This is a genomic window from Oceanobacillus arenosus, assembly GCF_003369575.1.
In the GTDB taxonomy this organism is placed as follows: domain Bacteria; phylum Bacillota; class Bacilli; order Bacillales; family Amphibacillaceae; genus Oceanobacillus; species Oceanobacillus arenosus.
The window spans coordinates 84,054-108,927 of record NZ_PIOC01000002.1 but is presented as its reverse complement, the minus strand read 5'-3'; the positions used below and the strand labels follow the sequence as shown (position 1 = coordinate 108,927).

At 37.4% G+C, this 24,874-nt stretch carries 22 protein-coding genes; 4 read left to right on the top strand and 18 right to left on the bottom strand.

Going from position 1 to position 24,874, the window contains the following annotated elements:
- Positions 1 to 865 precede the first annotated feature (865 nt).
- Positions 866 to 1,087, bottom strand: a complete 222-nt coding sequence (locus tag CWR48_RS02425) for a hypothetical protein (RefSeq protein ID WP_115771453.1) — start codon at positions 1,085 to 1,087, stop codon at positions 866 to 868.
- 416 nt (positions 1,088 to 1,503) lie between these two features.
- Here CWR48_RS02425 and pdaB point away from each other — a divergent pair, with 416 nt between their 5' ends.
- The gene (gene pdaB / locus CWR48_RS02420; protein ID WP_115771452.1) at positions 1,504 to 2,262 is read left to right on the top strand and encodes a polysaccharide deacetylase family sporulation protein PdaB; all 759 of its coding nucleotides are present in this window, start codon (positions 1,504 to 1,506) and stop codon (positions 2,260 to 2,262) included.
- A gap of 156 nt (positions 2,263 to 2,418) precedes the next feature.
- Here pdaB and CWR48_RS02415 read toward each other — a convergent pair whose 3' ends face one another.
- A complete protein-coding gene (locus CWR48_RS02415) occupies positions 2,419 to 3,084 on the bottom strand; it encodes a KinB-signaling pathway activation protein (RefSeq protein ID WP_115771451.1) in 666 nt (221 codons plus the stop codon).
- 133 nt (positions 3,085 to 3,217) lie between these two features.
- Between CWR48_RS02415 and gerD the strand changes: the two genes are divergently transcribed.
- Positions 3,218 to 3,877: a spore germination lipoprotein GerD gene (gerD, locus tag CWR48_RS02410; RefSeq protein WP_115771450.1), complete on the top strand. Its 660-nt coding sequence runs from the start codon at positions 3,218 to 3,220 to the stop codon at positions 3,875 to 3,877.
- A 135-nt stretch (positions 3,878 to 4,012) separates the two neighbouring features.
- On the opposite strand, the gene CWR48_RS02405 is transcribed toward gerD, so the two are convergent.
- Positions 4,013 to 5,071 (bottom strand): Mrp/NBP35 family ATP-binding protein, encoded by a 1,059-nt coding sequence (locus tag CWR48_RS02405; RefSeq protein WP_115771449.1) that lies wholly within the window; start codon positions 5,069 to 5,071, stop codon positions 4,013 to 4,015.
- 81 nt (positions 5,072 to 5,152) lie between these two features.
- Positions 5,153 to 5,875 carry an N-acetylmuramoyl-L-alanine amidase CwlD gene (gene cwlD / locus CWR48_RS02400; protein WP_115771448.1) on the bottom strand — a complete coding sequence of 241 codons (723 nt, stop codon included), beginning with the start codon at positions 5,873 to 5,875 and terminating at the stop codon, positions 5,153 to 5,155.
- 172 nt (positions 5,876 to 6,047) lie between these two features.
- On the opposite strand from cwlD, the gene CWR48_RS02395 reads away from it, so the two are divergent.
- Complete coding sequence (locus CWR48_RS02395) at positions 6,048 to 6,464, top strand: DUF948 domain-containing protein (protein WP_115771447.1); 417 nt, start codon at positions 6,048 to 6,050, stop codon at positions 6,462 to 6,464.
- 198 nt (positions 6,465 to 6,662) lie between these two features.
- On the opposite strand, the gene CWR48_RS02390 is transcribed toward CWR48_RS02395, so the two are convergent.
- From CWR48_RS02390 to CWR48_RS02380, 3 genes are read right to left on the bottom strand one after another with little or no spacing between them, the layout of a single operon-like run.
- Complete coding sequence (locus tag CWR48_RS02390; protein WP_115771446.1) at positions 6,663 to 6,893, bottom strand: hypothetical protein; 231 nt, start codon at positions 6,891 to 6,893, stop codon at positions 6,663 to 6,665.
- A complete protein-coding gene (locus CWR48_RS02385) occupies positions 6,880 to 7,335 on the bottom strand; it encodes a DUF948 domain-containing protein (protein WP_115771445.1) in 456 nt (151 codons plus the stop codon). The genes CWR48_RS02390 and CWR48_RS02385 overlap by 14 nt, the downstream gene beginning before the upstream one ends.
- Complete coding sequence (locus tag CWR48_RS02380; protein WP_115771444.1) at positions 7,336 to 7,818, bottom strand: DUF948 domain-containing protein; 483 nt, start codon at positions 7,816 to 7,818, stop codon at positions 7,336 to 7,338.
- 148 nt (positions 7,819 to 7,966) lie between these two features.
- Here CWR48_RS02380 and CWR48_RS02375 point away from each other — a divergent pair, with 148 nt between their 5' ends.
- Entirely contained in the window at positions 7,967 to 8,827 is an 861-nt protein-coding gene (locus CWR48_RS02375; protein ID WP_342772427.1) for a YihY/virulence factor BrkB family protein, read from the top strand.
- A 17-nt stretch (positions 8,828 to 8,844) separates the two neighbouring features.
- Here CWR48_RS02375 and CWR48_RS02370 read toward each other — a convergent pair whose 3' ends face one another.
- From CWR48_RS02370 to CWR48_RS02320, 11 genes are all read right to left on the bottom strand, one after another.
- On the bottom strand, positions 8,845 to 10,068 hold the full coding sequence (locus tag CWR48_RS02370) for an efflux RND transporter periplasmic adaptor subunit (protein WP_115771442.1): 1,224 nt from the start codon (positions 10,066 to 10,068) through the stop codon (positions 8,845 to 8,847).
- Positions 10,068 to 10,742: a hypothetical protein gene (locus CWR48_RS02365; protein WP_115771441.1), complete on the bottom strand. Its 675-nt coding sequence runs from the start codon at positions 10,740 to 10,742 to the stop codon at positions 10,068 to 10,070. The genes CWR48_RS02370 and CWR48_RS02365 overlap by 1 nt, the downstream gene beginning before the upstream one ends.
- A gap of 223 nt (positions 10,743 to 10,965) precedes the next feature.
- Positions 10,966 to 12,336, bottom strand: a complete 1,371-nt coding sequence (locus CWR48_RS02360; protein ID WP_115771440.1) for an MFS transporter — start codon at positions 12,334 to 12,336, stop codon at positions 10,966 to 10,968.
- 628 nt (positions 12,337 to 12,964) lie between these two features.
- Positions 12,965 to 14,302, bottom strand: a complete 1,338-nt coding sequence (locus CWR48_RS02355; RefSeq protein WP_115771439.1) for a gluconate:H+ symporter — start codon at positions 14,300 to 14,302, stop codon at positions 12,965 to 12,967.
- 390 nt (positions 14,303 to 14,692) lie between these two features.
- Positions 14,693 to 16,180 carry an MFS transporter gene (locus CWR48_RS02350; RefSeq protein ID WP_115771438.1) on the bottom strand — a complete coding sequence of 496 codons (1,488 nt, stop codon included), beginning with the start codon at positions 16,178 to 16,180 and terminating at the stop codon, positions 14,693 to 14,695.
- 364 nt (positions 16,181 to 16,544) lie between these two features.
- Entirely contained in the window at positions 16,545 to 18,023 is a 1,479-nt protein-coding gene (locus CWR48_RS02345; RefSeq protein ID WP_115771437.1) for an MFS transporter, read from the bottom strand.
- A 280-nt stretch (positions 18,024 to 18,303) separates the two neighbouring features.
- The gene (locus CWR48_RS02340; protein ID WP_211316675.1) at positions 18,304 to 19,668 is read right to left on the bottom strand and encodes an MFS transporter; all 1,365 of its coding nucleotides are present in this window, start codon (positions 19,666 to 19,668) and stop codon (positions 18,304 to 18,306) included.
- A 608-nt stretch (positions 19,669 to 20,276) separates the two neighbouring features.
- The gene (locus CWR48_RS02335) at positions 20,277 to 21,557 is read right to left on the bottom strand and encodes a TRAP transporter large permease (RefSeq protein WP_115771435.1); all 1,281 of its coding nucleotides are present in this window, start codon (positions 21,555 to 21,557) and stop codon (positions 20,277 to 20,279) included.
- Positions 21,558 to 21,561: 4 nt separating this feature from the next.
- The gene (locus CWR48_RS02330) at positions 21,562 to 22,056 is read right to left on the bottom strand and encodes a TRAP transporter small permease (protein WP_170140666.1); all 495 of its coding nucleotides are present in this window, start codon (positions 22,054 to 22,056) and stop codon (positions 21,562 to 21,564) included.
- A 71-nt stretch (positions 22,057 to 22,127) separates the two neighbouring features.
- Complete coding sequence (locus CWR48_RS02325) at positions 22,128 to 23,177, bottom strand: TRAP transporter substrate-binding protein (RefSeq protein WP_115771433.1); 1,050 nt, start codon at positions 23,175 to 23,177, stop codon at positions 22,128 to 22,130.
- 178 nt (positions 23,178 to 23,355) lie between these two features.
- A complete protein-coding gene (locus CWR48_RS02320) occupies positions 23,356 to 24,726 on the bottom strand; it encodes a hypothetical protein (RefSeq protein WP_115771432.1) in 1,371 nt (456 codons plus the stop codon).
- Positions 24,727 to 24,874: the final 148 nt, after the last annotated feature.

The following is a 24,874-nucleotide window of genomic DNA, read 5'->3' as shown; positions in this document are numbered from 1 at the left end:
CGCCAGCGTTCGTCCTGAGCCAAGATCAAACTCTCCAATAAAGTGTTTGAAATGAAATTGACACCAATCAATTCCATATAATGTCTTAGCTTTAAGAAGTGTTACCTTCTTGTTTTGTCGAAAAGAAAACATGTTTCTTTTCGTTGACATACTGGTTGTTTCGTTCAGTTTTCAAAGATCAATTATTTCGTTTGTCGTTTTCAGCGACGTATTCAAATTTAACATATCTTACGTTTGCTGTCAACATCTTTTTTGTAAATCTTCTTGTAAGAAAAATTTATATTTCGTAAACGTGACAACAGAAATTAATATACCATAGATAAAATACAAGTTCAATAGCAAAAAATAAAGAGCAATAATTAAAATTAATCTCTATTTTGCAAACAATCGATTAGCAGCTCCATGTGGAACTTCATATTTGAGAGCGACAGTTATGCCCCAGCCCTTCAGTTTAAGTCAGAGGACTAGCCTTGTTGCACTTTCACAGTAGGAATTTCGTATCTGTACTAACGGTTTTCCTTTTAACCTCAATAATTATTGTTGAAACTAATCCCCCTATTACTAGTAGTTCATCGCACCACATTTATTCACCAAAATACATTACCATCAACCGTGGTTAGAAAACTCAAGTTTAGCCAGACCTATCGATGAATACATTAAATACACTTAAGTAATAAGAAAGCTTCTATCGAAAGAGACACCTTCAACAACATACAAAATTTCAATATACATTAATACCCTGTCCAAGCAATTAACTTCTCTACACATATTATCCCAACGCAACTCATTTCAGATTAGAATGACACTTAGGGAAAAATAAAAGCCTCTATTATGAATAGCATTCATCTAGAGGCTCCAACCCGTACTACCAATTTTTCGTTTGCTTCGGCATGTATTTCATACATTCTTGTTCACTCACGACTCTTCTAAGTAATTGAAATAATTTATGATATCGTTCACGCATTGCCGCTTTCACTGTTTGATCAATTCGAGAATCCTCTAAATCAAAAAGTAATTCCTCTAATTCACGTTTCAATAGATATTCAATTTCCTTTTGCTCCATTTCATTAATTAACAGGCCCAACATTCACTACACCTCTAGCTTTCTATACACATCCGATAATTTTCTAAATGAGAAATATCACATTGTTTCCCACTTTTCTTCTTGCCACTAATACTATTCGTGATAAATGGCGACTTTTGCCGGTTATTATTTGGAGAATTGCGTTTAGTCACCTACATTTATCAACCAACGCCTATACTATTCCCCAAATTTCAAGCAATTCATCCTTCTTTTTGCAAATATTTTTCTTCTTATAAATTCGTTCATTCAGTTAGCAACCGGCCTTAAACGATAGCCTTCGTTGTACTAATAAAGTTAGATGCTTTAAAAGCCCTTATATCTGCTAAATAAAACTACTTCTATCGCGGGGGCTTGTTCATATTTAGCTTTTTCCCTTCATAGACTTTATAAAAGCGCGATGTTGAACTGGAGGAAAAAAGATGAATCATTTCTACGTATGGAAATTCAATCGATGGAAACGTTGGCTGCTACTTCCCAGCATTGCATTGCTTACCGCTATCCTTCTTTGGGTGAATGAAAATGGTAGCTTTTCGGTTTTTTCCAAAGAAGAATCGGTTGCACTCACAAAAGGGAGTGAAGAGGAACCAAATATTGGTCTTACCTTTAATATAAGCTGGGGGGAAGAACGTGTATTGGATATTTTGGAACAGTTAAGCGAGCATCAAGTACAAGCCACCTTCTTCGTTAGTGGGGAGTGGGCAGAGCGGCACCCAGATATATTGAAGAAGATTTCAGAAGGGAAGCACGATCTAGGAATGCTCGGCTACCGATATAAAAGCTACCTTGATCAAGAGCTTGAACAAGTAAGAAAGGATTTATATTATGCAAAAGAGGTCTTCAAAAAGCTTGGATATAAGGATGTCACGCTTCTCCGAACACCGAGTGGTCAGTTTAATAAGGAAATATTGGAGCTTGCGGAAGGACTTGGTTTCCAGGTCATCCATTGGAATATCAATCCAAATGACTGGGAAAATCCTGGAACACAAGTAATCGTCGATGCGGTTATGAAGCAAACAGCAAATGGTGACATTCTGTTACTCCATGCATCTGACTCCGCAAAACAAACAGCAGGCGCACTGAAAACGATTCTACCTGGGTTAAAAAACAAAGGATTGGAGTTCGTATCGATAACGGAATTAATCAACCAAGCACACGCAGAGTCTGAACTTGTGGAATAAAATTCATCTCAAAGCAGCAACCGTTCAATTGAAAGAGCAGACTAAAATCGACTGGTTCCATAACGAATCTTGCCTGAATAACAATTTAGAGAGGTAGGCTTACCGCTGTTAAAATGGAAAAAAGATACCCCTAATCATTCTTAGAGGTATCTTCCATTATGCTTTACTCGCCCCTACTTTTTTAGCAGAAGTAGGGGTCTTTTTCTTCTTCGTACTTTCCATCTTCTTCTTTTCATCCACTTTCGTCACGCGGTGTAATGCGAGCAATTGATAGGTATTACATGCGAGTAACGGCGCAATCATCAGCCAGGCATAATCCAAACCATCCGTTTGCAGTCCAGGAACCCATTCAATCGCGGTCATCACAACCATTAAAAACAGAGCAGGAATGAAGGCTCGTTTGTTCGTTTCCTTCGCTTTAATCCGTGCAATAATTAAACCGTATACAAAAAGAATCGCAGCCATCAAAACAAACCAAATAATGGAGGTATTCCCATCCGCAGCTTGATACGGGAAATAGATCAAGTCAAATAGAATAAAGGCGATTAATAATACTTGCACCGCCGGCCAGAAGGAACGAAAGAAGCTGAAACCAAATCGATTAATAAATAAATAAGCAAAAAATCCAGTCATACTAAGTGCACTAAAGGTAAATCCTAAACCAATGTTGAATATTATTAGGCCAATAATTTCCATAAAGTTAAATGGACTTAAATTTACTGCATAGACATCTGCCTCCACAAAGAAACTGATGGCTAATCCAGCAATTCCGCCAATGATCAGCGTTTTAAATAAAAAATTCACCAGTTTGCGACTGTTCAATCGTAATCCTCCTAATTCCATTTGATCGTTATATTACATGTATTTTATCATGAAGGGATACTTTTTTCCTCAAAGAAGTGAATAGTTTATTATTTAGTCACTCATATTAAGGATATGGAAGGAGGAATTCCGAATGAAACGCAACATGGTTATTACCATAATAGGATTATGCCTTATCATATTAGCTGCTTGTTCTGGCGGCCAAGGTTCCTCTAACAGTGAAGGTGACTACGAGAAAACAAAGAAAATGGTTGTCGATATATTACAAACAGAGGAAGGGAAAAAGGCGCTTGGTGAAACGTTGGCAGATGAGAAGATGAAGCAAGAGCTTGTCATTCAATCTGACGTCGTGAAGAAGGCGATTAATGAAACCCTCGTTTCAGATAAAGGTGCCGAAATGTGGGCTACCTTGTTTAAGGATCCAAAATTTGTCGAGGGATATGCGAAATCAATGGAAGAAGAGCAAAAGAAGCTCATGAAAAGTTTGATGAGTGATGCTGAATATCAAAAACTCATGCTAGAGCTATTACAAAATCCAGAAATAACAGAACAAAACTTAACACTTCTGAAAAGCCAACAATTCCGTTCCCATCTCGAAGAAACGATCCAGCAGACATTAGAAACACCACTATTCCAAGCAAAGATTCAAGAAATCTTACTAAAAGCAGCGGAAGAGCAAGCGAAAGGAAAACAAAAAAGCGGTAGTGGACAGTCTAGCGAAAGTGGCGGTAGTAATCAAGGTGGTGGTGGATCAGGTGGTGGTTCAAGTGGCGGTAGTAGTGGTGGGCAATAGTCTTGGCACCACTCTGCTGGGACTTGACTTTTGTCGAATATCGGCGTGGTCACTGATTATATCTCCGTCTTTTCAAATATATCGGTATTTCCCAGCCGTTCAGCAAATAAAGAGCGCCCAACGGACGCTCTTTTCCTATTCTTCCATCTTTGCAATAACTTTAGCAGCTATTTTATGATATTCTTTTCCATTTGGATGATCTTCTTGGTATACAGAAGGTGCAAAGACTTCCTCTTCCATATATGGCTGCTGTAACTGCAATTGGCCAAGCACTTTCGTTTCAAGCACATCTGCTAGCTTCTTGCCGCCACCCTCTCCAAAAACATGTTCTTTTTCGCCAGTTTTTTTGCTGACAAAATAGGACATATTTTCCACAACACCTAGGATCTCATGATTCGTCTTCATTGCCATTTGACCTGCACGTGCTGCAACAAATGCTGCTGTAGGATGTGGAGTTGTAACGATAATTTCCTTACAAGAAGGAAGCAACTCATGTACGTCCATTGCAATATCCCCTGTGCCTGGTGGCAAATCAAGTAGAAGATAATCTAAATCGCCCCATTCTACTTCGGAGAAAAAGCTATTCAGCATCTTCCCAAGCATTGGTCCGCGCCAAATGATTGGTGAGTTATCTTCAACAAAGAAGCCCATGGAAATAACTTGCACGCCAAAACGTTCGACAGGAATGATTTTCTTCCCACGAACTGCAGGACGATTTTCAATTCCCATCATGTCCGGAATACTAAATCCATAAATGTCAGCGTCGATAATTCCTACCTTTTTACCAAGTCGCATTAAAGCCATCGCCAAATTTACAGTTACCGTTGATTTCCCAACGCCACCTTTACCACTAGCTATCGCAATGAATTTCGTTTTCGTGTTACCTCCAACTAGGGAAGCTTCCTTTGCCTGTTCCGCTGCTGGCTGGAATTTACGAATGACCTCGTCCGGTAATTGTTCAAAACGCAAACCAACCGTAGTTGCGCCATTTTTCTTCAAAATAGCAACTATTTCTTGCTGTAATTGCATTTGTTCTGCTGTATTTATTTTAGCAATCGCGATTTTTACACTAATATGCTTCTTTTCTTCTTTAATCGTGATTTGCTTAATGCCTTCTGTTTCTTTAAGCGTTATATGTAAAAACGGGTCGTTTACCGTGTTCAGTAGTTGAACAACTTCTTCTTTCATTAGCATAATAACCGATCCTCCCTATCAACGTTATACATTGTAAGTATAACATAAAATAGGGAATTCTTTAGAAATATGAATCCCTTTTCATTCCTCTTTTTTGATGTTCTCGGTAGCATACCGTAATATTCCCTCGTAAATGCTGGCAGCCATCTGTTCCTGATAGCTGGTGAGCTTCAATAATTCCCGTTCTTCCTCGTTCGACAGAAAGCCGATTTCCACCAATGCACCTGGAACCTCCGCATGCTTCAACAAATAAATCCCATCAATCTTCAGTGGTACACGGGTTGTATTTTCCAAATTACGAATGATTTCCTCTTGAACCATCGTTGCCAAATGTTTATTTTCGTCCTGGCTTGGATAATAGAAGGTTTGTGCACCCCGCCAGCGTTTCGATGGTAATGCATTTAAATGAATCGTTAAAAATAAATCCGCTTCCTTATTTTGAATAAATTGGAGTCGATTGCGAATATCTTCCGCCTTTCTGCGAGAAAGACCTTTCGTACCTTCCGCAGCTAGATCCTTGTCTTCTTCCCTCGTCAAATAGACAATGGCACCTGACTGCTGCAAATAATTCTGGAGTTTTTTTGAAACCTTTAGTGCAATATCGTCTTCTATCGTCCCATCCGCACCAACTGCACCACCATCTGCCCCGCCATGGCCAGGATCAAGAACAATCACTTTCCCTGAAAGTGGCAAAGCGAAATTGGAATTCGAAGCCGAATTATCTTTTTCAATCGGAAAGAAAATGAGAAATGCTAATAATAGAACACCAAGTACCCATAAAACAGGTATATTCATTCGTCTCATATCAATCACCCCTTACTCATGCTCCATTATTTTATGGGACAAGTTCGGCATTTATGACTAAATAAAGAAGACATTCCGCTATTTTTAACGAGAAAAGTTTACTATAATTAAAATAATGGGTAGAATAATACTAATAGAGGTTGTTTACACATAATGGAAAGGGGCCAGCAAAATGACTTGGTTAGGAATTGGCGTACTTGTTATCGGCATTGCACTTTTAATACTTGTTATCGTGTTAATAAAACCACTGCTTAACTTAGCAGGTGTACTTACAAGCGTACAAAAGACGACGGATCAGCTACCACAAACCGTTGCAGATTTAACTTCAAAAACAACAGAGGTAATGGGAACTAGTGTGGAAACATTAAATCAAGTGAACACACGGATTAAGGAATTAAGCCCACTCTTTTACACTGTCGGAAATATTGGTAGGGCAACAAACCGCCTTAGCTCATTGGTAGTCAATGTCGCTGATGAAACAAAGGTAAAAACGGAATCTGCCAATGAATTCACCACAGGCAAGAATCTAGAGGGACTGTACGGTGTATTGACCCTTGGATATTTCTTATTTAAAAGTGGCAAAAAATAATTAGAAAACTAAGGTTTAACCAAGCCTTTCGGTGACAGCCTTAGTTACACTTATTCGTTCAGAAAGTCGTTATACTTTCTTAACTACTTAAAAATAGGATGCTCCCAGTTATCTCCAAGGGACATCCTATTTTTTATAAAAAAATTTATCCTGCATGTAAGAGGGGTCAGTAAAGCCTCTGCTGAATGAATCTTTATTTTATCGTATAATTGTTTGCTCAACTTCCAGCTTTATCTCCTCAATCAGATTTGCACGCTCCATACCATCCAAATAAAGTTGATTTTCCGCCTGCTTTAACCGTTCCATAATCGAAGGTTTTTCTACCTTTAATCGACCGGTTGCTTTATGATCGACCAATGCAAGGGCCGCACCGCCTAGTACACCCGCTAATACTGCCGGTATTGCGAGCACCGAATTACTTGTATTCATTCGAAAATGCCCCTTCTTCCCGCTTCGACTGCTTACGTTTCTTAAACCAGTAGTATCCTAATGCAAATGTGCCGTAAATGCCACCAAGCTTCTTCTTCTCCGTTATTTCATTTCCTTCTTCAGTCTTGGTTTTAATCGAATTGGTAACATCTACTAATGAAGAAGAGAACTTTCTCGTTACATTTCCAACATCACCCATAACATAGAATAAGGGACTTAATTGTTTTAACTTGTCATTTACGTCGACCAATGTATGGTTGCTCTCACTAATCATATTGCCTGTTTCTTTAAAAATGCCATCTAGCTGCTTTGGTAGCTGCTGCACCGTTTTATCCATTCCTTGAAGTACACCCGCTAAATTATTTAATACATGGCCAATAAAAATTGCTAACACAATAAATGCAATCCCAATAAGTAATACACCTATTCCAACTAATGTCATCTAATATCCCTCATTCCCTGTATTTACTGGTACGATATCTGCTTTTTTTCGAATCATCACTTCATTTTTATTAGAAGGTTGTTTCTTCCATTTTGAAAATACTTGAGAAACGACTTCACTCCACTTCAGCATCTCAACGATCGGTTTCAGGCTTTGCTGAAATTGTTCATCATTTAACTTCGCCGTACTTGTCTTATATGCTTCTGTCAGCGTATAAATGGATTTCCCAACATTATCAATCGAATCAAAGATGCTATCGGTTGCTTTCATCTTCTCACCGGTGTCATCTACTAGCTTCGCCGTTTCTTTAATTGAGATACTTAATTGTGGGGTAATCGTTTGAAGCTGTTGCTCTACTTCTTTCAAGGTCGTTCCTAACGTTTTCGTCACATCGGCCACTCGTTTTAAGACAAAGGAAATATAAATAGCTGCTATCGCAAATCCAATGGCACATAGAAGAATCGCTAAGTAAATTATTTCCATATGTAGATACCCTCCCTTATGAACACGCTCTTATAGTTAATATTATACCACTTGTCCCCATAAATAAAACGTTAACGCGCTTTAATTCGGTAGAAAGATTCAATGAAGTGATTTTCGGGTATAGAGATAGCAAATAGCTTTGAGGGGGATGATGATGTCAACGTTGAAATACTATGCTACTGGTTTAATGAAGAAATTTAAAGAAGGAAATGTGCCACTCCTTGCTGCGGCGCAAGCTTATTATTATCTTTTAGCGGTATTTCCGCTGCTAATCGTTTGCTTTGCCATTATTCCTTACTTTAATATCGATGCGCGTGAGGTGGTACAGTTTATTCAATCCTTTGTACCAGTGGAAGTTACTTCGATGTTTGAAGAAAGTATTATCCGTTTTATCGAAACACCACGCGGCGGTCTCTTAACAGTCGGTATAATTGGGGCGATTTGGTCTGCATCGAATGGTGTCAATGCTTTCATTAAATCGTTGAGCGAAGCCTATGATGTGGAGGAGACGCGCTCCTTTATTGTCGTAAGACTGATTGCATTCGGATTAACGATCGGTATGATACTCGCACTTATCGTCGCAATCCTATTACCCGTTTTTGGAAATATTATTGTCGAGTATCTCGGCTCTTATTCAGGAATCACAAACGAGACGACATTGTTATTACAGGTCGGCAGATGGGTGGTTAGTATTATCGTATTATCTGCCTTCTTACTTTGTCTTTATCGTTTTGCACCAAACAAGAAAATGCCGTTTAAACATATTATACTTGGAGCAGTCTCTGCTAGTGTCCTATGGCAACTACTAACAGTCGGCTTTTCCTTTTATGTAAGTAACTTCGGAAACTACTCTGCTACATACGGAAGTATTGGCGGAATTATCGTCTTAATGATCTGGTTCTTCTTAACAGGAATTGTTTTAATGGTCGGGGCATTGCTCAACGTGCTATACCATGAAAGACAGCTGCTTGAAGAAGCTGTCATATACAAAGAGGAGTCGGCACGGTAGCCAACTCCTCCATTATTCTATCTCGATAATATTCCAGTCACAAGACTCTCGGCCCAGTCCGTCTTTAATGATTCTCTCGTAAGCGGAGCTGTTTTTAGTGGCGTGATAAATGTAGCATTCTCTCGAAATTGTCTCGCAGGTTCTTTCGCAATCCATTCACCGGTACTAATACCAGAGGTGATTTCTACCATGTCGTCCATATGAATACCTGTTCCAACCGTTTGTTTCACCAAACTGCCTTCTTCTGACATCTTCCAAACAGAATCGGTAAAAATTTCATCCTGGAAGAGTGTTGTTACTCCTAACGCTTCTTCCATCGTAATCGCTAAATCCGCATGGAAACCAGGAAGTAGGTCTTCAACTTCTGCGTCCTCGTCAAGGGTAACATCGAATGGATAAATACTTTCTCCCTCGATTTCTAACTTCCTCGGAGCTTCACTCACCGTTTCGACTGTACCGGTAATTACAGCAGCATCACTTTCACTTAGCATCACTTCGACAGCTAAGCCCTGTTCGATTTTCATACGTTCACTTTCTGTCAGCTCACCAACCGCATGTAGATCAGCACTTTCAATCGTGATGATTGGATCCTCTAAAGTTGTTGCAATCGACTTAATTCTTCCCTCATAAGGACTCTCAACAGTTATCGTATCTCCAGTTGCTTGCAGTTCTGATAATTGATTCTCAATACTCGTCAATTCCGCATTTTTCTGTGCCAATTCTTTTTCCTTTTCGACGATGAATTGTCCCTTGATTAGCGTTGCGTCAACAGTACTTTCTGGAAATTCAACCTTTAGCTCCTCTTCAGTCAGTGTAAAAGCGCTTGGGGCATTTTGCGCAGTACTAGGAATTTCATAACTTTCCATTTCCTCCATTGCTTGCTCAATCGCAGATACTTCTTCCTCTAATTTACTTTGCTCATTCAACAAACCTGCTTCTGATTTATAATAATTATGCACTTCGTATGTATATAAAGGTGTTCCTGCTGAAACAACTTCTCCTTCACCAATTAAAAAGTCCTTAAAGCTGCCTAGATTTTTGTCGAAGTACAGCTGGCTCTCACTAACCGAAGCTAAAACTCCTGGAGTGTACAGCTTATCCGCTAAATCCGCTGCAAAGCTTTGGGTCCAATCATTAATATATGCCGTTCGCTCGACTTTTCCTTCCTTATCCATATACACGAGCAGGAAGTTTACACCAATAAATAAAATGACGAGTAGCTGTATTATTCTTTTTCGCATCAATTAAACCACCTACTTATCATGTATGAATCGGTAAAGGCAATAACCGCAGCAAGGCACCAACCGATTAGATGTAATAAAATGACGGTTATCCAAATAACGCTTTTCCTTGTTTCCGATAGCTTTCCTAAGTATTTCACCTGCAACCAAATAATACTGAGTTGAAATAGAGAAATTGCTCCTAAGAAATAAATGATCAAAGGTGTTTCCGTTAAATAGGATGCAATGATTCCAAATGACAGTGGCGTGACATACCAATCAAGTCCAAGCAAAACCGCGAGTGGTATCCAGATCAGCCTTTCAATCAGCATGATTACAAGTACGATCTGCTGCAAAATCATAAGTTTCTGATACGGGATATCCGTTAATAAATAAAATAGAAAGCTTGGTAAAAATAGAATGATGATTGAAAATAATAAGCCATATGCTGCCCGACCAATGATAAACCAGAATTTACTTGATTCATATTGTGTCTCTGTCAGACTCACGGCATTTTCTGATATTAAATTCGTACCCATTCCTAAATAAGCCATCCATGCGTAAATCATTACACTACAGAAGAGAAGTAACCCAGTAACCTTCCATAGATGTTTAATCTTCTCCGCCTTTTGAATCCGAAATAAATGATCCTCCATGGATAAGAAGAACTTAAATAAATTTATCTGATAAGTCATTCGCTACATTCCTTTTCTCTATCCAGCTGTATTATTATCATTTTAACGTAGATTTCGATAAAATTCTATCCTTATAGCTGAGAAACATCTAGGTGCCTGGCACTCCCCGAGTTTTGTCTAAATTTGTCAATAATGAGCCAAATCTCACCGAAGCAAAGAAGACGATCATTATTCAACTCGAATAATAATCGTCTCCATAATCAATCGTTATACTAATTAAAAATTATTTCTCTTCATCGATCTTCGCTTGTCTCTTCTCAGCTAAATCTGCTGCAAGCTGAAGTGTACGTTGCTTCGATAATGGATAGCCAAATAATAGAATCAAGAATACGACAAGAAGAATGAGACCAGGAACAAGCGTTGCTAACATATAAATCCCATCAAGTGCTTCTCCTGTTTGTACATTTAATGCTTCGTTATAGCCAACCGCTGTTAGTGCAACACCACCAATACCACCAGCAATCGCTTGTCCAACCTTACGGGAAAATGAGTAAATAGAATAAACGGTACCATCTTCACGTAAGCCTGTTAAATATTCATGGTAATCAATTACATCCGTTACGAATGCCCATACAACTAAATTAAAGAAAGTATAAGCAAACATTGCAATAGTTAATAGAATAATAAATGGAACGAGCGTTAAATGTGGCATAAAGTAAAGTAACAAGTAAACCGCTGCCGCTATCAACATTCCAGCAGATGCTAATTCCTTCTTACCAAATTTAGCTACTAATGGTTTCACCAATGGCATTGCAATAAATGTTGTCACTGATTGCAGTACTCCCACAATACTTAGTGCTGCTGCATTACTAAAGTAATCTTTAAATAGATAGACGTTAACAGCACCAATCAACATTAATCCAATCATAAAAGTTAAGGATGTTATTAGAAGCGCGATTAACGGTCTGTTTTTCACAAGTCCTTTGACTGTTTTGCCCATACCTTTATTTTCTTTACTATTTTCAGGTGCAACAACTCGTTCTGTTGTCATCGAGACACATGCCATATAACAAGCAATTGAGAGTACCCCGAAGATAATAGCCGCTAATAGAAAACGGCTTGCAACCGCCTGATTATCAACAAATACGATTAACGGTGCAACCGCATTAACAATAATTCCCGCTAAAGCCGCTCCTAACCCTCGGAAGCTTGATAATGATGTACGTTCAACTGGATCACTTGAGATTACTGACGCCATCGAACCATATGGGATATTTACTGTAGAATACAGTGTCCCCCATAAGATGTAAGTTACGAACGCATATGCCAAATAAAACCCATCCGACATACCCGGAATATGAACAAACATTAACACTCCAGAGATAACAAGCGGGAATGACATTCTGAAGATCCACGGTCTAAATTTCCCATGCTTTCCAGCTTTCCTCGTATCAATGAATCGGCCCCAGGTGACATCGGCAACAGCATCCCATAATCTTGCAATTAGGAATAGCCCTCCAACGACGGCAGCACTAATTCCAAAAACATCTGTATAGTAAACCATTAAAAGTGAGCTTACTAGAATAAAGAAGAAATCGTTTCCAAAATCACCAAACATATAACCAATCTTATCTCTCATACCGAACTTGCGCATTTTATTCCCCTCCAACATTTTCATGATGTAAAATCCTTTGTTTGTTTACCCAATAAACTAATATTTGATAACGTGTTCATTTGACTTACTAGACTATAACTATAGCAGTTATCCTGCCCCACATATGAATCAATTCATTTATATTCAGCTTCATCACATGGAAACCTTGGTCGTCACACAGCTTTCAATTGACAGCCTTAGTTGCACTTATTCGTTAAGAAAGTATTTATGCTTTCTTACCTACTAAATTGAGCGTTAGCCACTTCTCGATAATCGATTTTACATTTGCTAAAGCATCATCTCATAAAGTTGTGATAACGCATTCAATTGAACAAAGGTGAATATCACTTGATTTCTGCTGATCCCCCTCTATTTGCTCTTTTATTCTAGTTCGCTTTTCAATAGCTTAATTAATTTGTTGGTCGAACAAATTAACTGTACATTAATAATATTCGAAAGCAGTTAATAAAGCAAGCGTTTTCTTTAAATTTTTTAATAAGATATTAGAAGACTTGGTTGCACTTATGTAGTAAGAAAGTCGTTATACTTTCTTAACTACAAAAAAACAGAGCATATACAAATCATACATACTCTGTCTGAATTTCACACCATGCACTCACAAATGCCATTATATAAATATATCTAGAATCAAGACGACACATATACCAACAACAGAAGTCGTTAAGAGTAGAAGCCCCCAAGTCTTGAATGTGTCTTTAATCGTTAGACCAAAGTATTCCTTAAACAACCAGAACGACGCATCGTTTACATGTGTAATTGTGTTACTACCAACTGCTGTCGCAAGCACCATCAAGACAGGGCTTACATCGAATGTGTCAATTAATGGACCTACAATTCCTGCTGCTGTTATAGCAGACACAACACCTTGACCTGTTGCAATTCGAATCAATGCTGTAATAAACCATGCCATAATTAATGGTGAAACGGTTGTATTTTGCATCATGTCGGCAATATAATCACCAACACCTGCTTCAAGAATAATTTCTTTGAAGGCTCCACCAGCACCGACAATGAAGATAATTAATGCAATCCCTTTAATTGCATCGCCGAATGTGTCCATTACTTGAGACATATTACGACCAACTCGAAGTCCAAATACATAAATTCCAATTAATACAGCAATTAATAAACTAACCTCTGCACTTCCAAGGAAGTTTACTAGTTGATGAAGCAACGTACCTTCATCGATGAATAAATTCATGATTGTTGCTGCTGTAATCATGATTGCTGGAATCAATGGAACTAATAGACTAATACCAAATCCAGGCATTTCTTCATCTGTAAATTCTTTTGGTTTTTCCATTAATTCTGGAACTTCATGATCAAGATTCTTTAACAATCTCGGTAAAATAATCCCAGCCGCAATAACCGCAGGAATAAATACGATAATACCTAAGATATAAACCATACCCATATCCGCACCATATGCTGCTACCAGCGCAGTTGGCCCTGCCTGTGGTGGGAAGATACTATGTGCGAGCGTTGTCGCCGCAACCATTGTAATCCCTAAACGTAAATATGGTACTTTAGCTTCTATTGCAATACTAATTACGAGTGGAGCTAGAATCATAAAGGCAACCTCATAAAAGACAGAGATTCCAAATACTGCACCAATAATAATTAACGCCCATTCTACCTTCTTCACACCGAATTTCTCTAGTAGCGTTGATGCGATTCGCTGTGCTGCTCCCGAATCAACCATTAATTTACCTAAAATTGCACCAAATCCGATGATTAGAGCTAAACTTCCAAGCGTACTTCCAAATCCAGCCTTAATCGTTGCCAAGACTTCTGTCAACTGCATTCCATTTAAGATCCCTACGAAAATCGCAGAAATTAATAGCGCGATAAAACTATTAAGCTTCAATCGCATGTTTAAGTATAGAAGCAGTGCTACACCAATTACCACCGAAATAATCGGCATATTGTCAATAATCCAATCCATGCTTATTCCTCCTAGTTCCTCCAAACTTGTTATCGCTTTCCGAAATGGCAAAAAGTAAATAACAACACGATAATGAAGAGTTACTTATGCAGTAATGATACTAAACCTGCAATAAATCCCCATATGTTAATTAAGCTATTAAGCTACTTACAGATCTTCTTCGTTTGATTTGTTTAATAACCAAACTAAATAAATTTACTATTATCATACAAGAAAGCGTTTTTCTTTTCAATGCCGCTGTCACATTTCTTATTTTTAAAATTAATAAGAAGATTCAGTTAGGGATAATAATGAGTTGTAGAAGTGGATTTTTATGAAGATTGGCTCATCTATAATAAACGAAAAAAGCTATACCGATGAAAACAATCGATATAGCTCTTAATTTACCTATTATACAGCAGTTTCATTAGGAGTCTTAGGTGATGGCGAATTCCCTCTCGCTTTTGAAATTTTATCTTGAACGTCTTCCATTGTCTTTCTGTCAAGTTTATAGAAATGCATTGTAATTGCAGCAATCAACAAACATGCTGCTGGTATTATAAATGCCAAGACTATCAATCCTGTAAGTAGTGATGGTGTTAACGTATCCGTTACTGTTGGGTAAGCCTCTCCAAAACCTATAGCCGCTACAACGAAACCAACAATGATTGGTGCAAGTGATGATACTAATTGATCAATGAAGGAAAAGATTGTTCCAAACATACCCGCTACATAACGACCAGATTTAGCAGTTTCATAGTCTGAAACGTCAGCAATCATTGGAACCACAAGCGTTGTTGGAGCACCACCAAATCCTTGGGCAAATGTACGTAATAAGATAAATAAGATTGTTGCAAATCCGATACTTTCAAGTGAAATAACTGTCGGATCGTCTAAAATCAGGAAAAATGGAATAAAAGCTAAATACGATAGTAAACCAATCCATGCAGCTATAAGATACGTCTTTCGAAGTCCTGACTTTCTTGCAAGCCATGTCACAAAGAAGGTTATTAACAGTCCTGGTATCACCGTAATTAATCCAATTGTACCACTTAGACCGTAATTTCCTAGTAGGATACCAAATAACATAACTGTTACTACAGCATCCCTGCCAAGCGTATTGCCTAATTTGTCCATTGAAGCCGATATTGTAAGCAATTGCAATTGGCGATTTCCTTTTATTACGCGCCAATAATCACGTAAAGATTTCGTTTCTACTGTTTCTTCACCTAAGCCGTAGTATTCCTTTTTATCTTTACTTGAAATACCAATAACAGCAAGGATAGTAAATATTGTTGAAAGTATTACAGCTGTAGCAACCAATTCAATAAACAAACTCATTGTAAAATTGCCATATTTCGCGACTAAATAGTTAGCAACATAAAATTGCCCGACTGTAAAAACAAAAATATTATAAACGCCGTCAAATGCCATATAAAGCGGACGTTGCTTCGGATCATTTGTTAAAACGGTTTGTCCAGCTTTTGTTGCAGAGGTTTGTAACGAATAGCCAATTTTATGGACGACTAATGCAAATATTATAAATATTAAACGAAAACCTTCTGGTAATAAATGTGTTGTAAAAATCAATACGACAGAAAGGATGGTAATGATATTTCCAATGACAATGATAGGTCTAAATTTGCCAAATTTTGTTTCTGTTTTATCAATGATATAACCTATCGTTGGGTCAATTAGACCATCAAATAACCTTGCAGCCCCTAAAAGGGTACTAACTAGTACTACTGCTAATCCAGCAATACCAGCAGCATAATAGGATAAGAACCCGATTAAAAATAAATAGATATTTGTTGCTGTGTTATTCAATGTAAAAAATCCAATCCGCCATAACTTCGTCCTGTTATACCTTTGCTCATTTTCCATTACTGTACTTGACATATAATATTCCCCCTTTTGTTTAATAAACCGCTTTCATTTACTTGATTATTATAAAAATTTATACTGCAAATTCCCAAATCTATTGATCTACTGCCCAGATCAACATTACTCTAGTTTTATAGTTTGTTTTGCAAACCAACTAACTATAAATTATATAATATATGTAAGCGCTTGAAAAATCAATACCTTTTTTATCTTTTTGGGAAGCACTTTTCAAATCAGTACCCTTTTTATATTTCTTATTGTTAAAATTAAAGGGTAAATTCAGTTGCTTAGTCAAAGCTAATGAGGATATGAATAGAATATCATAAGGGAAAAAACTGTACCGATTAATGACTATCGATACAGTTCCTTTATAAAGATATTACATTGCAACTCCGCCGTCCTTGTTAGACTTCTCTTTCATTTCTGCAATGGTAGCCTGAATTTCTTCCATTTTCTTATCATCTAATTTATAGAATTTCATCATGGTAAGTGACACAACTAATAATATTGCTGGAATTCCAAATGCTAAAATGATTGTCATTGCAAATAGAGGTGTCGTTAATGCGTCATCAACCGTCGGAAATTCGTTGCTAAATCCTATCATCGCAACTGCAATCCCTACAATTGCAGGTGCTAAAGATGTCACGAGCTTATCAATAAATGAAAATAGTGTTCCTAACATTCCAGGTATATAGCGACCCGATTTTGATGTTTCATAGTCCGAGACATCAGCGATCATTGGATTAACAAGTGTTGATGGAACGCCACCGAACCCAAGAGCGAGCGTATACAAGATAATGAATAGAATCATGCTGATACCAATATTTGAAAGTGACATTGATGTTGGATCGTTTACCAGTAAGAATAAAGCAACGAGACCAACTAAGGATAAGAAGGCTATCCAGGTTGAAATGATATAGGCCTTTCTCATACCAGATTTCCTTGAGATTGCAACCGCTACAAAAGTTATTAATAAAATTGGGATAACTGTAATAGCGGAAATGGTACCACTTAATCCATAATCACCCAATAAGATTCCGAACAACATAACCATTACTACGGAATATCTTAATAGAGAGAAGCCAAGCTTGTCCATAGTCGTAGCAATACTTAGCAGTTGCAATGGTCTGTTTCCCTTTAAGATTGTCCAATAATCACGGAACCTTGTGTTTGTTGTATCTTCTGCTAATCCATAAAACTCTTTACGGTCCTTCTGTGAGATTGCAATGGCTGCTAGAATTGTAAAGACTGCGGAAGCAATGATTGCAATCGTATTCAACTCTGTAAATAATCCCATTGTAAAGCCACCATACTTTACCATCAGATAAGAAGCAACAAAAATCTGACCTCCTGTAAATAAAAGTGTATTGTAAACACCATCAAATACAGCGTAAAGCGGTCGTTGCTTTGGATCATTCGTTAATACCGTTTGAGCTGCCTTTGTAATCGTTGTTTGGAATGTATAACCAATGATATATATAGCATATATCAGTACAAAGAAGATCAATTGCATTGACTCCGGTAATAAATGTGTGACATTATATATGATTAGTACCGATGTTGCTAAGATAACATTTCCTATAATCATTAACGGTCGGAATTTACCGAATCTAGTCTCCAACTTATCAACGATAAAGCCTACAATTGGGTCTGTAATACCGTCAAAAATTCGACTTGCTGTTATAATAGTACTTACAACTACAACCGCCAGACCGGCAATTCCTGTAGCATAATAGGCAACAAACGCCAGGATAAACGCATAAAGATTTGTTGCAGTATTATTTAATGCAAAAAGACCAATTTGCCACATCTTCGCTCTGTTATACCTTTGCCCACCATCCACTACTGTACCCGACATATTATTATCCCCCTTTTGTTAAATCAACCGTTTCCATTTTATTGACTATTACAAAAATTAATGTTGCAAATTCCATAATCTATTGATCTACTGCCCTGATCAATATTAACATAGTTTCATAGTTTGTTTTGCAAACCAACTAACTATAAATTTATAATATATGTAAGCGCTTAAAAAAGCAATACTTTTTTTCTTTTTTTTGATTAAATATAAAACACCCATTTACTACTGTCCTCAGACGATAGTAAATGGGTGTTACAATTGATTCATCGAGTAATCTTTATTTTTTTCCCATTTCTCTCTTCTCTGCCAAATCCGATGAAAGCTTACTTACACGCTGTTTAGTTAATGGATAGAAAAATACTAGAATTAAGAATACTACTAAAAAGATAATGGATGGCACTAGTGTTGCAAGGCTATAGATTCCATCAAGGGTTGCTTGTGTTTGTACTTTAAGAGCAGAATCATAACCTACCCCAGTTATTGCCACACCACCTAATCCACCAGCAATTGCTTGTCCAACTTTACGGGCGAATGAGTAAATCGAATAGACGGTTCCATCTTCACGTAATCCAGTGATAAGCTCATGATAATCGATTACATCTGTTACAAATGCCCAAACCACGAGGTTGAAGAACGAAAAGCCGAACATTCCAAACGCTGCAATGATAATGAACCCGGTCGTTGTTACATTTGGTAATAAATATAAAACACCATATATAACAGCGGAAAGCAGCATTCCTGCCGATACTAATTCCTTTTTACCAAACCAAGCAACTGAAGGTTTAACTAACGGCATTGCTACAATCATTGCAATGGTTTGAATCACACCAACAATACTTAACGCTGCCGCATTACCAAAGTAATTTTTAAACAAATACACATTTACAGAACCTATCAACAAAGAACTTACCATGAAAACAAGTGATGCTAGTAAAATAGCAATTAATGGCTTATTTTTCACGAGTCCTTTAGCTGTTGCACGTAAGCTAACCTTTTCACCATCATTCTCTTGCGCTACAACCCGTTCTGTTGTTAATCCCACACAAGCCATGTAACATGCAAGTGCAAGAATTCCAAAGATGATTGCTGCTGTTAAGAAACCACCTGCATCGGCCACATTGTTTTTAAATACGATTAGTGGTGCAACTGCATTTACAATGATACCTGCAAATGCTGCCCCCAAACCACGATATGAAGATAATGAAGTACGATCTAAAGCGTTTTCAGAGATAACCGACGCCATTGAACCATAAGGGATATTTACTGTAGAATACAATGTTCCCCATAAGATGTAAGTCACAAACGCATATGCCAAGTAAAATCCATCCGACATACCCGGAATATGCACAAACATTAACACCCCAGAAATAACAAGCGGGAATGACATTCTGAAGATCCACGGTCTGAATTTCCCATGTTTTCCAGATTTTCTCGTATCAATAAATCTACCCCACACAACATCAGCTACCGCATCCCATAATCGTGCAACTGCAAAAAGTCCCCCAACAACTGCAGCACTAATGCCAAAAACATCTGTATAGTAAACCATTAAGAATGAACTTACTAGAATAAAGAAGAAATCGTTTCCAAAATCACCAAATAAATAACCAAGTTTATCACGCATACCGAATGGACGCATCATGTTCCCTCCCAAGAAGTCAAAATCACTAAAGCTATATATCCGCTTACATTTTGTAATGTTTACGCATTTAATTTGCTAATTAACGTCGAAATTTTCTTTTCCATTTCACCTTCAATATTAATAAACCGCTATCATTTATTAGATTTTTCCCACAAAATCATATCTTGTATCTTCAATAAAAATTAATAGAATATATCGTTTGTTTAGTAAACAAACTAATTTCATAATCTTATTTTATATGTAAGCGTTACGAAAATCAACCCTTTTCGACAATTTTTTTATAAATTTAAATTTGCTTATCGTTTTTATGAACAAAAGCGTAAGTGCCCGTTTAGCGATGTTCTACCAGGCCTTTTGCCGTAGGAGATAAAGGAAACTCTTTGAGAGCGTAAGCAGTTGACTTAGATTGTCATAAGGTGAGGAAAGTCTCGATAGGAGTATAGCGTACGAGCTGGACGTGGCTTCTCTTGTTACGGGAATTAAAACAGGGGAATTTTTTACTTTCCTATCCTAAAACAAAAAACGAAGCCCCAATAAAGTAACGGGCTTCATTTTTTATTAGGAAATACGCTTTATTTAAATAACATCCCTCTAAAAGCTTCCAGTTTCTAAAGCCCTAGTATATTAGGCAAGAATAGGACAATTTGTGGGATATATGCAACCATTAGCAATAGAATAATCATCACTGCATAAAAAGGCAGCATTGCCTTCGATGCCTTTTCTATCGACATCTTCCCTATTGCCGATCCGACAAAGAGCACCGATCCTACCGGTGGGGTTACTAAGCCAATACCTAGAGTCAGAATTAATACAACTCCAAAATGAACCGGATCCATTCCCGCACTTATTGCAACAGGTAATAAAATGGGTGTCGTAATTAGGATTAGTGGAGCCATATCCATAACCATTCCCAATAATAATAAGATGACTAAGATAATAAGAATCGTTACTGCATTATTTGGTGAGACGGTTAGTAATGCCTCTGATACCATTGCTGGTACTTTTAATAATGCTAGGAGCCAGCCAAATGCAGATGATGCACCAATTAAGAATAGCACCATTGCTAATGTTCTAAATGTCCGTTCTAAAATAATCCCCATTCTGGAAATTGAGATCTCCCGATACACAAAGAAAGTGATAATAAACGCATAAAGCGCTCCAATAGCCGCAGACTCTGTTGCTGTAAAAAGTCCACTTAAAATACCACCAATAATAATGACGATTGTAAGTAACCCAAGTATACCTTCACGAACGATCTTCGGAATTTGCTCTTTACTAACATGCTCCCCTTTAGGATAGTTTCGCTTAACCGCAAGTGCATAGGTTATAATCATTAATACTATACCAAGCAATATACCTGGAACCAAACCGCCCATAAATAGAGCACCAATTGATACCCCACCAGCGGCTGTTGAGTAGATAATCATATTATGACTCGGAGGAATCAAAACCGCCTGTGTTGAACTTGAAATGGTTACAGCAACAGCATAATCTGCATCATATTTTTGCTTTTTCATCATCGGGATCAATACAGATCCTAAGGAAGAGGTATCTGCAATCGCCGAACCAGAAATACCACCGAAGAAGGTACTCGCTAAGACGTTAACCATTGCAAGTCCGCCTCGAATTCTCCCAATAATAACATTTGCAAGGTTGATTAATCGATTAGAAATACCGCCTTCATTCATAATTTCCCCTGCAAGGATAAAGAACGGAATAGCTAATAAGGCGAAGGAATCTAGCCCACCAACCATTCGCTGTACAAGAGCAGCTGGATCAATTCCCATGTAGATACCTGTAAATAAGGATGAAATGATAAGTGTAAGTGCAATTGGAACTCTAAATATCAAGAGTAATATAAAACTACCAAATAAAATAAGTACCTCCATCATTTCACCCCTCACTCACATCATATTCCTGATGCATGCCTTTCTTAAATAATAATTCTATCCCATATAGCGTCACATAAAATCCTGATATTGGTATAACTATATATAATGCACTGGACGGTAATCCTGTCCCAGGCATAATATTATTTGACATCAGCGTGGTAAAATTCCAGCCGTAATAAATCATAATGACACCAAAGAATATTACTAAAGCCTTCGCAAAGTAGTCAAAGATATCTTGAACCTTTTTCGGTAACATATTTACAAAAAGTCCTAATGCAATATGTAACTTCTCCTTGAAACCGTAAGCAATCCCAAGAAAGCTAACCCATACAAATAACAATCGGGATAATTCCTCTGACCAGGATGGTGTTGAGCTAAAAAACTGACGAGAGAAGACCTGATAAATAATGACGATAAGCATTGCTGCAAGCGCGATTAATGCTAATAATAATAATAACCGATCAAGGATCATTTTCGTTGTTTTTAAAACCTTCATAGCAATCCCCCTAGTATGTAAAGTAAGGAAGGGGAAGATAATCATTCGCTCCCCCTTATTTGTTCAAGAAATTATTCAGTTAATTTATCAATCCATTCACCATATTGATCACCATACTCATCATAGACTGGTTGTACAGCATCTCTCCATGCAGACAGGTCATCAACCTCGATTAGCTCACTTCCTGCTTCGACAACAGCATCTCTTGCTTCTTCCGTTAATTTAGCCCAAGCCTCTCGTTGTACATCTACTGATTCTAATGCTGCTTCTTTAAATAATTCTTTATCTTCATCACTTATTTTATCCCATGTACTTTGTGAGGCAATTAGTACCTCTGGTGTACCTTGATACCCATTAGTCGTAAAATACTTCGCTACGTCATAATGATTCGACGTATAGTAGCTTGGAAAGTTATTTTCTGCCCCTTCAATAACCCCTGTTTGTAAGGCAGAGTAAACCTCACCATATTCCATTGGTGTAGCTGAAGCGCCTAATGCCTCTACAATGCTAATCGCCAATTCAGAGTTTTGCACTCGAATTTTAAGCCCTTTCATATCTTCTGGAGAAGTTATTGGACGTTCCGTATTGTAGAAGCTTCTTTCACCAGAATCATAGAATGCTAGTCCTACTAGATTCGACCCTTCTAATGTACCTAAAAGCTCTTGACCGACATCGCCATTTAACTTCTCCCATTTAGCCTCTTCATCATCAAATAAATAAGGCATTGATAACACACCGATATCATTAGAGAACTGTGTTAACGGAATAGCATTAACTCTAGTTAATTCGATTGTACCTAATTGTACTTGCTCCAGTACATCCGATTCTTCCCCTAATTGTCCACCTGAATATACCTCTATCTTATAACGGCCGTCTGTTTTCTCTTCAACTAATCTAGCAAATTCTTTATCACCAATGGTAGTTGGATAATCCTCTGGATGGTTTTCAGCTAGGCGCAAAGTAACGGTTTCTTCGCTACCTTCTGATGACTCTGTATCATTTGAACTGCTATCTTCAGATCCACCTGTATCGTTTGAACTAGCGTCTTCCGAATCCCCACCACAAGCTACTAAGAAAAGTACAATTAAAGCCATCAATAATAATCCTAATTTCTTTTTCATCTTAAATCCCCCTTTAAATTATGATGAAACAGCTAGCCAAAGTTTCCCCCCATCGATATTATTTGTTCGTTAAACAAACTATCTTAATATTATTATAATTGTAAGCGTTTAACATTTCAAGCGTTTTATTAAATAAAGAGTAAAAACTCAAATGAATTTTCCCTCTCTATTTCCAGTACTATAAAAGAAGATAAGCAATAATAGAGCCAATCCCGCCAAATACTAGCGCATATGGCAAGTTATTTAAAGTGATTTTATACGGATTTTGTCCAATATTCATCGAGGTTAATTGAACGACCAATCCATAGGACCCTACCGTTAATGTAGCAATTGCGCTAGTTACTAACACAATAGCTAGACTAATTGGATTCATCGTTTCCAGTAATGTAGCAATAATTCCGCTTAGAATTCCAATTGTAGCAATTGGATGTACGCCGAACATGCTCATAAAAATAAAGATCAACTGAATGATAACAAAAATAATGATCGGATAATCGATGAAAGCGAGAACTGGTTGTTGAATAAAATCTAAAAATGCTGTTCCACTTATACTATTTGCAAAAAAGGCTAGAGAGATAAATAATACAGTAAAATTTTGCATTGAATTCGTTTTGTTTTTCCATGTTGGCCAGCCAATTGCCCAGAAGCTACGCCCTCGCTTCATTATGAGCGCCCAAATCAGAGAGAAAGGTAAAATTAAAATGGTCACTGTAAAGATAAAATCAAGCTGAAATAGATTTCCTAAAGAAATAACAAAGGTTAAAAATAAAATGAGTGCTAGCATCAGATGGATAATCTTCTTTGTTACGCCTTTCATGTCCGTGTTACCACTAGGTTTTGATACATTCTCATATGTATATTTCTTGTAATATATTCGTCCCCAAATGGAATCTAGTAGAAAAGTAATGACAGCAATCAAAAGTAACCATGGTAATAAGGAAACATAACTGACCCCAGTAGTAAATATGGACACAGCTAATAATATCTCCAACGGACTCCATAATAATGCTAATGTATAGCCCCTGAGTGTAGCTGTGCTTATAAATGAATTACGTACCTTTTTACTTACTGACTTCAAATTTTCCTTTAGCACGTCTTGTGAGATGGATGCTGCTGATAGATTTAAGAATGCCGCTAATGTAAGCGTCGTAATAGAACTGCGGGGATAGAGCTTACCCAAATCAGAAACATTTGCATTCAGTAGTTTATTCATACTACGATCAAATCTACCACTCTTAACGACACTATTCATCCATGGTAACATTGCTAGAAGCGTTAATAAGGACATGTTGGATGTAACGATACCAGGAATATTTACCAGTAATTGGCCTGAAGTAATGAATACAATACCACCAACGATAATAAATGCACCACCTAGAATCCTAAAAAGATTCGATGCTCCAATAAACGAGATTGCTAGCATCACAATGGCAAAAATCCCAATGATGTAGTTTAAACGATCACTTTCTATGAATACATTCGTAATGCTAAGTAAAAAAACAAAAGAATAATAGATATAAAGATAACGAAAGATAGGATGTTGTTTCATTTATTCCTCCCGAAGTAATAGCTTTGTGAAATATGAAAAAAGTTTGTAAGCTAAACAAATTATCAGATAAGTTTATCATATATGTAAGTGTTGTCATTTTCAAGCCAAATTATCGAAAGTAGCTGTTTATAGTTGTGCGGCTAATTCA

What these genes read in the sequence shown, in the direction of transcription:
- CWR48_RS02425 (WP_115771453.1), bottom strand. Translation starts at nt 1,087, where the DNA reads ATGTTGGGCCTGTTAATTAATGAAATGGAGCAAAAGGAAATTGAATAT.
- pdaB (WP_115771452.1), top strand. Translation starts at nt 1,504, where the DNA reads ATGAATCATTTCTACGTATGGAAATTCAATCGATGGAAACGTTGGCTG.
- gerD (WP_115771450.1), top strand. Translation starts at nt 3,218, where the DNA reads ATGAAACGCAACATGGTTATTACCATAATAGGATTATGCCTTATCATA.
- CWR48_RS02405 (WP_115771449.1), bottom strand. Translation starts at nt 5,071, where the DNA reads ATGCTAATGAAAGAAGAAGTTGTTCAACTACTGAACACGGTAAACGAC.
- cwlD (WP_115771448.1), bottom strand. Translation starts at nt 5,875, where the DNA reads ATGAGACGAATGAATATACCTGTTTTATGGGTACTTGGTGTTCTATTA.
- CWR48_RS02395 (WP_115771447.1), top strand. Translation starts at nt 6,048, where the DNA reads ATGACTTGGTTAGGAATTGGCGTACTTGTTATCGGCATTGCACTTTTA.
- CWR48_RS02390 (WP_115771446.1), bottom strand. Translation starts at nt 6,893, where the DNA reads ATGAATACAAGTAATTCGGTGCTCGCAATACCGGCAGTATTAGCGGGT.
- CWR48_RS02385 (WP_115771445.1), bottom strand. Translation starts at nt 7,335, where the DNA reads ATGACATTAGTTGGAATAGGTGTATTACTTATTGGGATTGCATTTATT.
- CWR48_RS02380 (WP_115771444.1), bottom strand. Translation starts at nt 7,818, where the DNA reads ATGGAAATAATTTACTTAGCGATTCTTCTATGTGCCATTGGATTTGCG.
- CWR48_RS02375 (WP_342772427.1), top strand. Translation starts at nt 7,967, where the DNA reads ATGATGATGTCAACGTTGAAATACTATGCTACTGGTTTAATGAAGAAA.
- CWR48_RS02370 (WP_115771442.1), bottom strand. Translation starts at nt 10,068, where the DNA reads ATGCGAAAAAGAATAATACAGCTACTCGTCATTTTATTTATTGGTGTA.
- CWR48_RS02365 (WP_115771441.1), bottom strand. Translation starts at nt 10,742, where the DNA reads ATGACTTATCAGATAAATTTATTTAAGTTCTTCTTATCCATGGAGGAT.
- CWR48_RS02360 (WP_115771440.1), bottom strand. Translation starts at nt 12,336, where the DNA reads ATGCGCAAGTTCGGTATGAGAGATAAGATTGGTTATATGTTTGGTGAT.
- CWR48_RS02355 (WP_115771439.1), bottom strand. Translation starts at nt 14,302, where the DNA reads ATGGATTGGATTATTGACAATATGCCGATTATTTCGGTGGTAATTGGT.
- CWR48_RS02350 (WP_115771438.1), bottom strand. Translation starts at nt 16,180, where the DNA reads ATGTCAAGTACAGTAATGGAAAATGAGCAAAGGTATAACAGGACGAAG.
- CWR48_RS02345 (WP_115771437.1), bottom strand. Translation starts at nt 18,023, where the DNA reads ATGTCGGGTACAGTAGTGGATGGTGGGCAAAGGTATAACAGAGCGAAG.
- CWR48_RS02340 (WP_211316675.1), bottom strand. Translation starts at nt 19,668, where the DNA reads ATGATGCGTCCATTCGGTATGCGTGATAAACTTGGTTATTTATTTGGT.
- CWR48_RS02335 (WP_115771435.1), bottom strand. Translation starts at nt 21,557, where the DNA reads ATGGAGGTACTTATTTTATTTGGTAGTTTTATATTACTCTTGATATTT.
- CWR48_RS02330 (WP_170140666.1), bottom strand. Translation starts at nt 22,056, where the DNA reads ATGAAGGTTTTAAAAACAACGAAAATGATCCTTGATCGGTTATTATTA.
- CWR48_RS02325 (WP_115771433.1), bottom strand. Translation starts at nt 23,177, where the DNA reads ATGAAAAAGAAATTAGGATTATTATTGATGGCTTTAATTGTACTTTTC.
- CWR48_RS02320 (WP_115771432.1), bottom strand. Translation starts at nt 24,726, where the DNA reads ATGAAACAACATCCTATCTTTCGTTATCTTTATATCTATTATTCTTTT.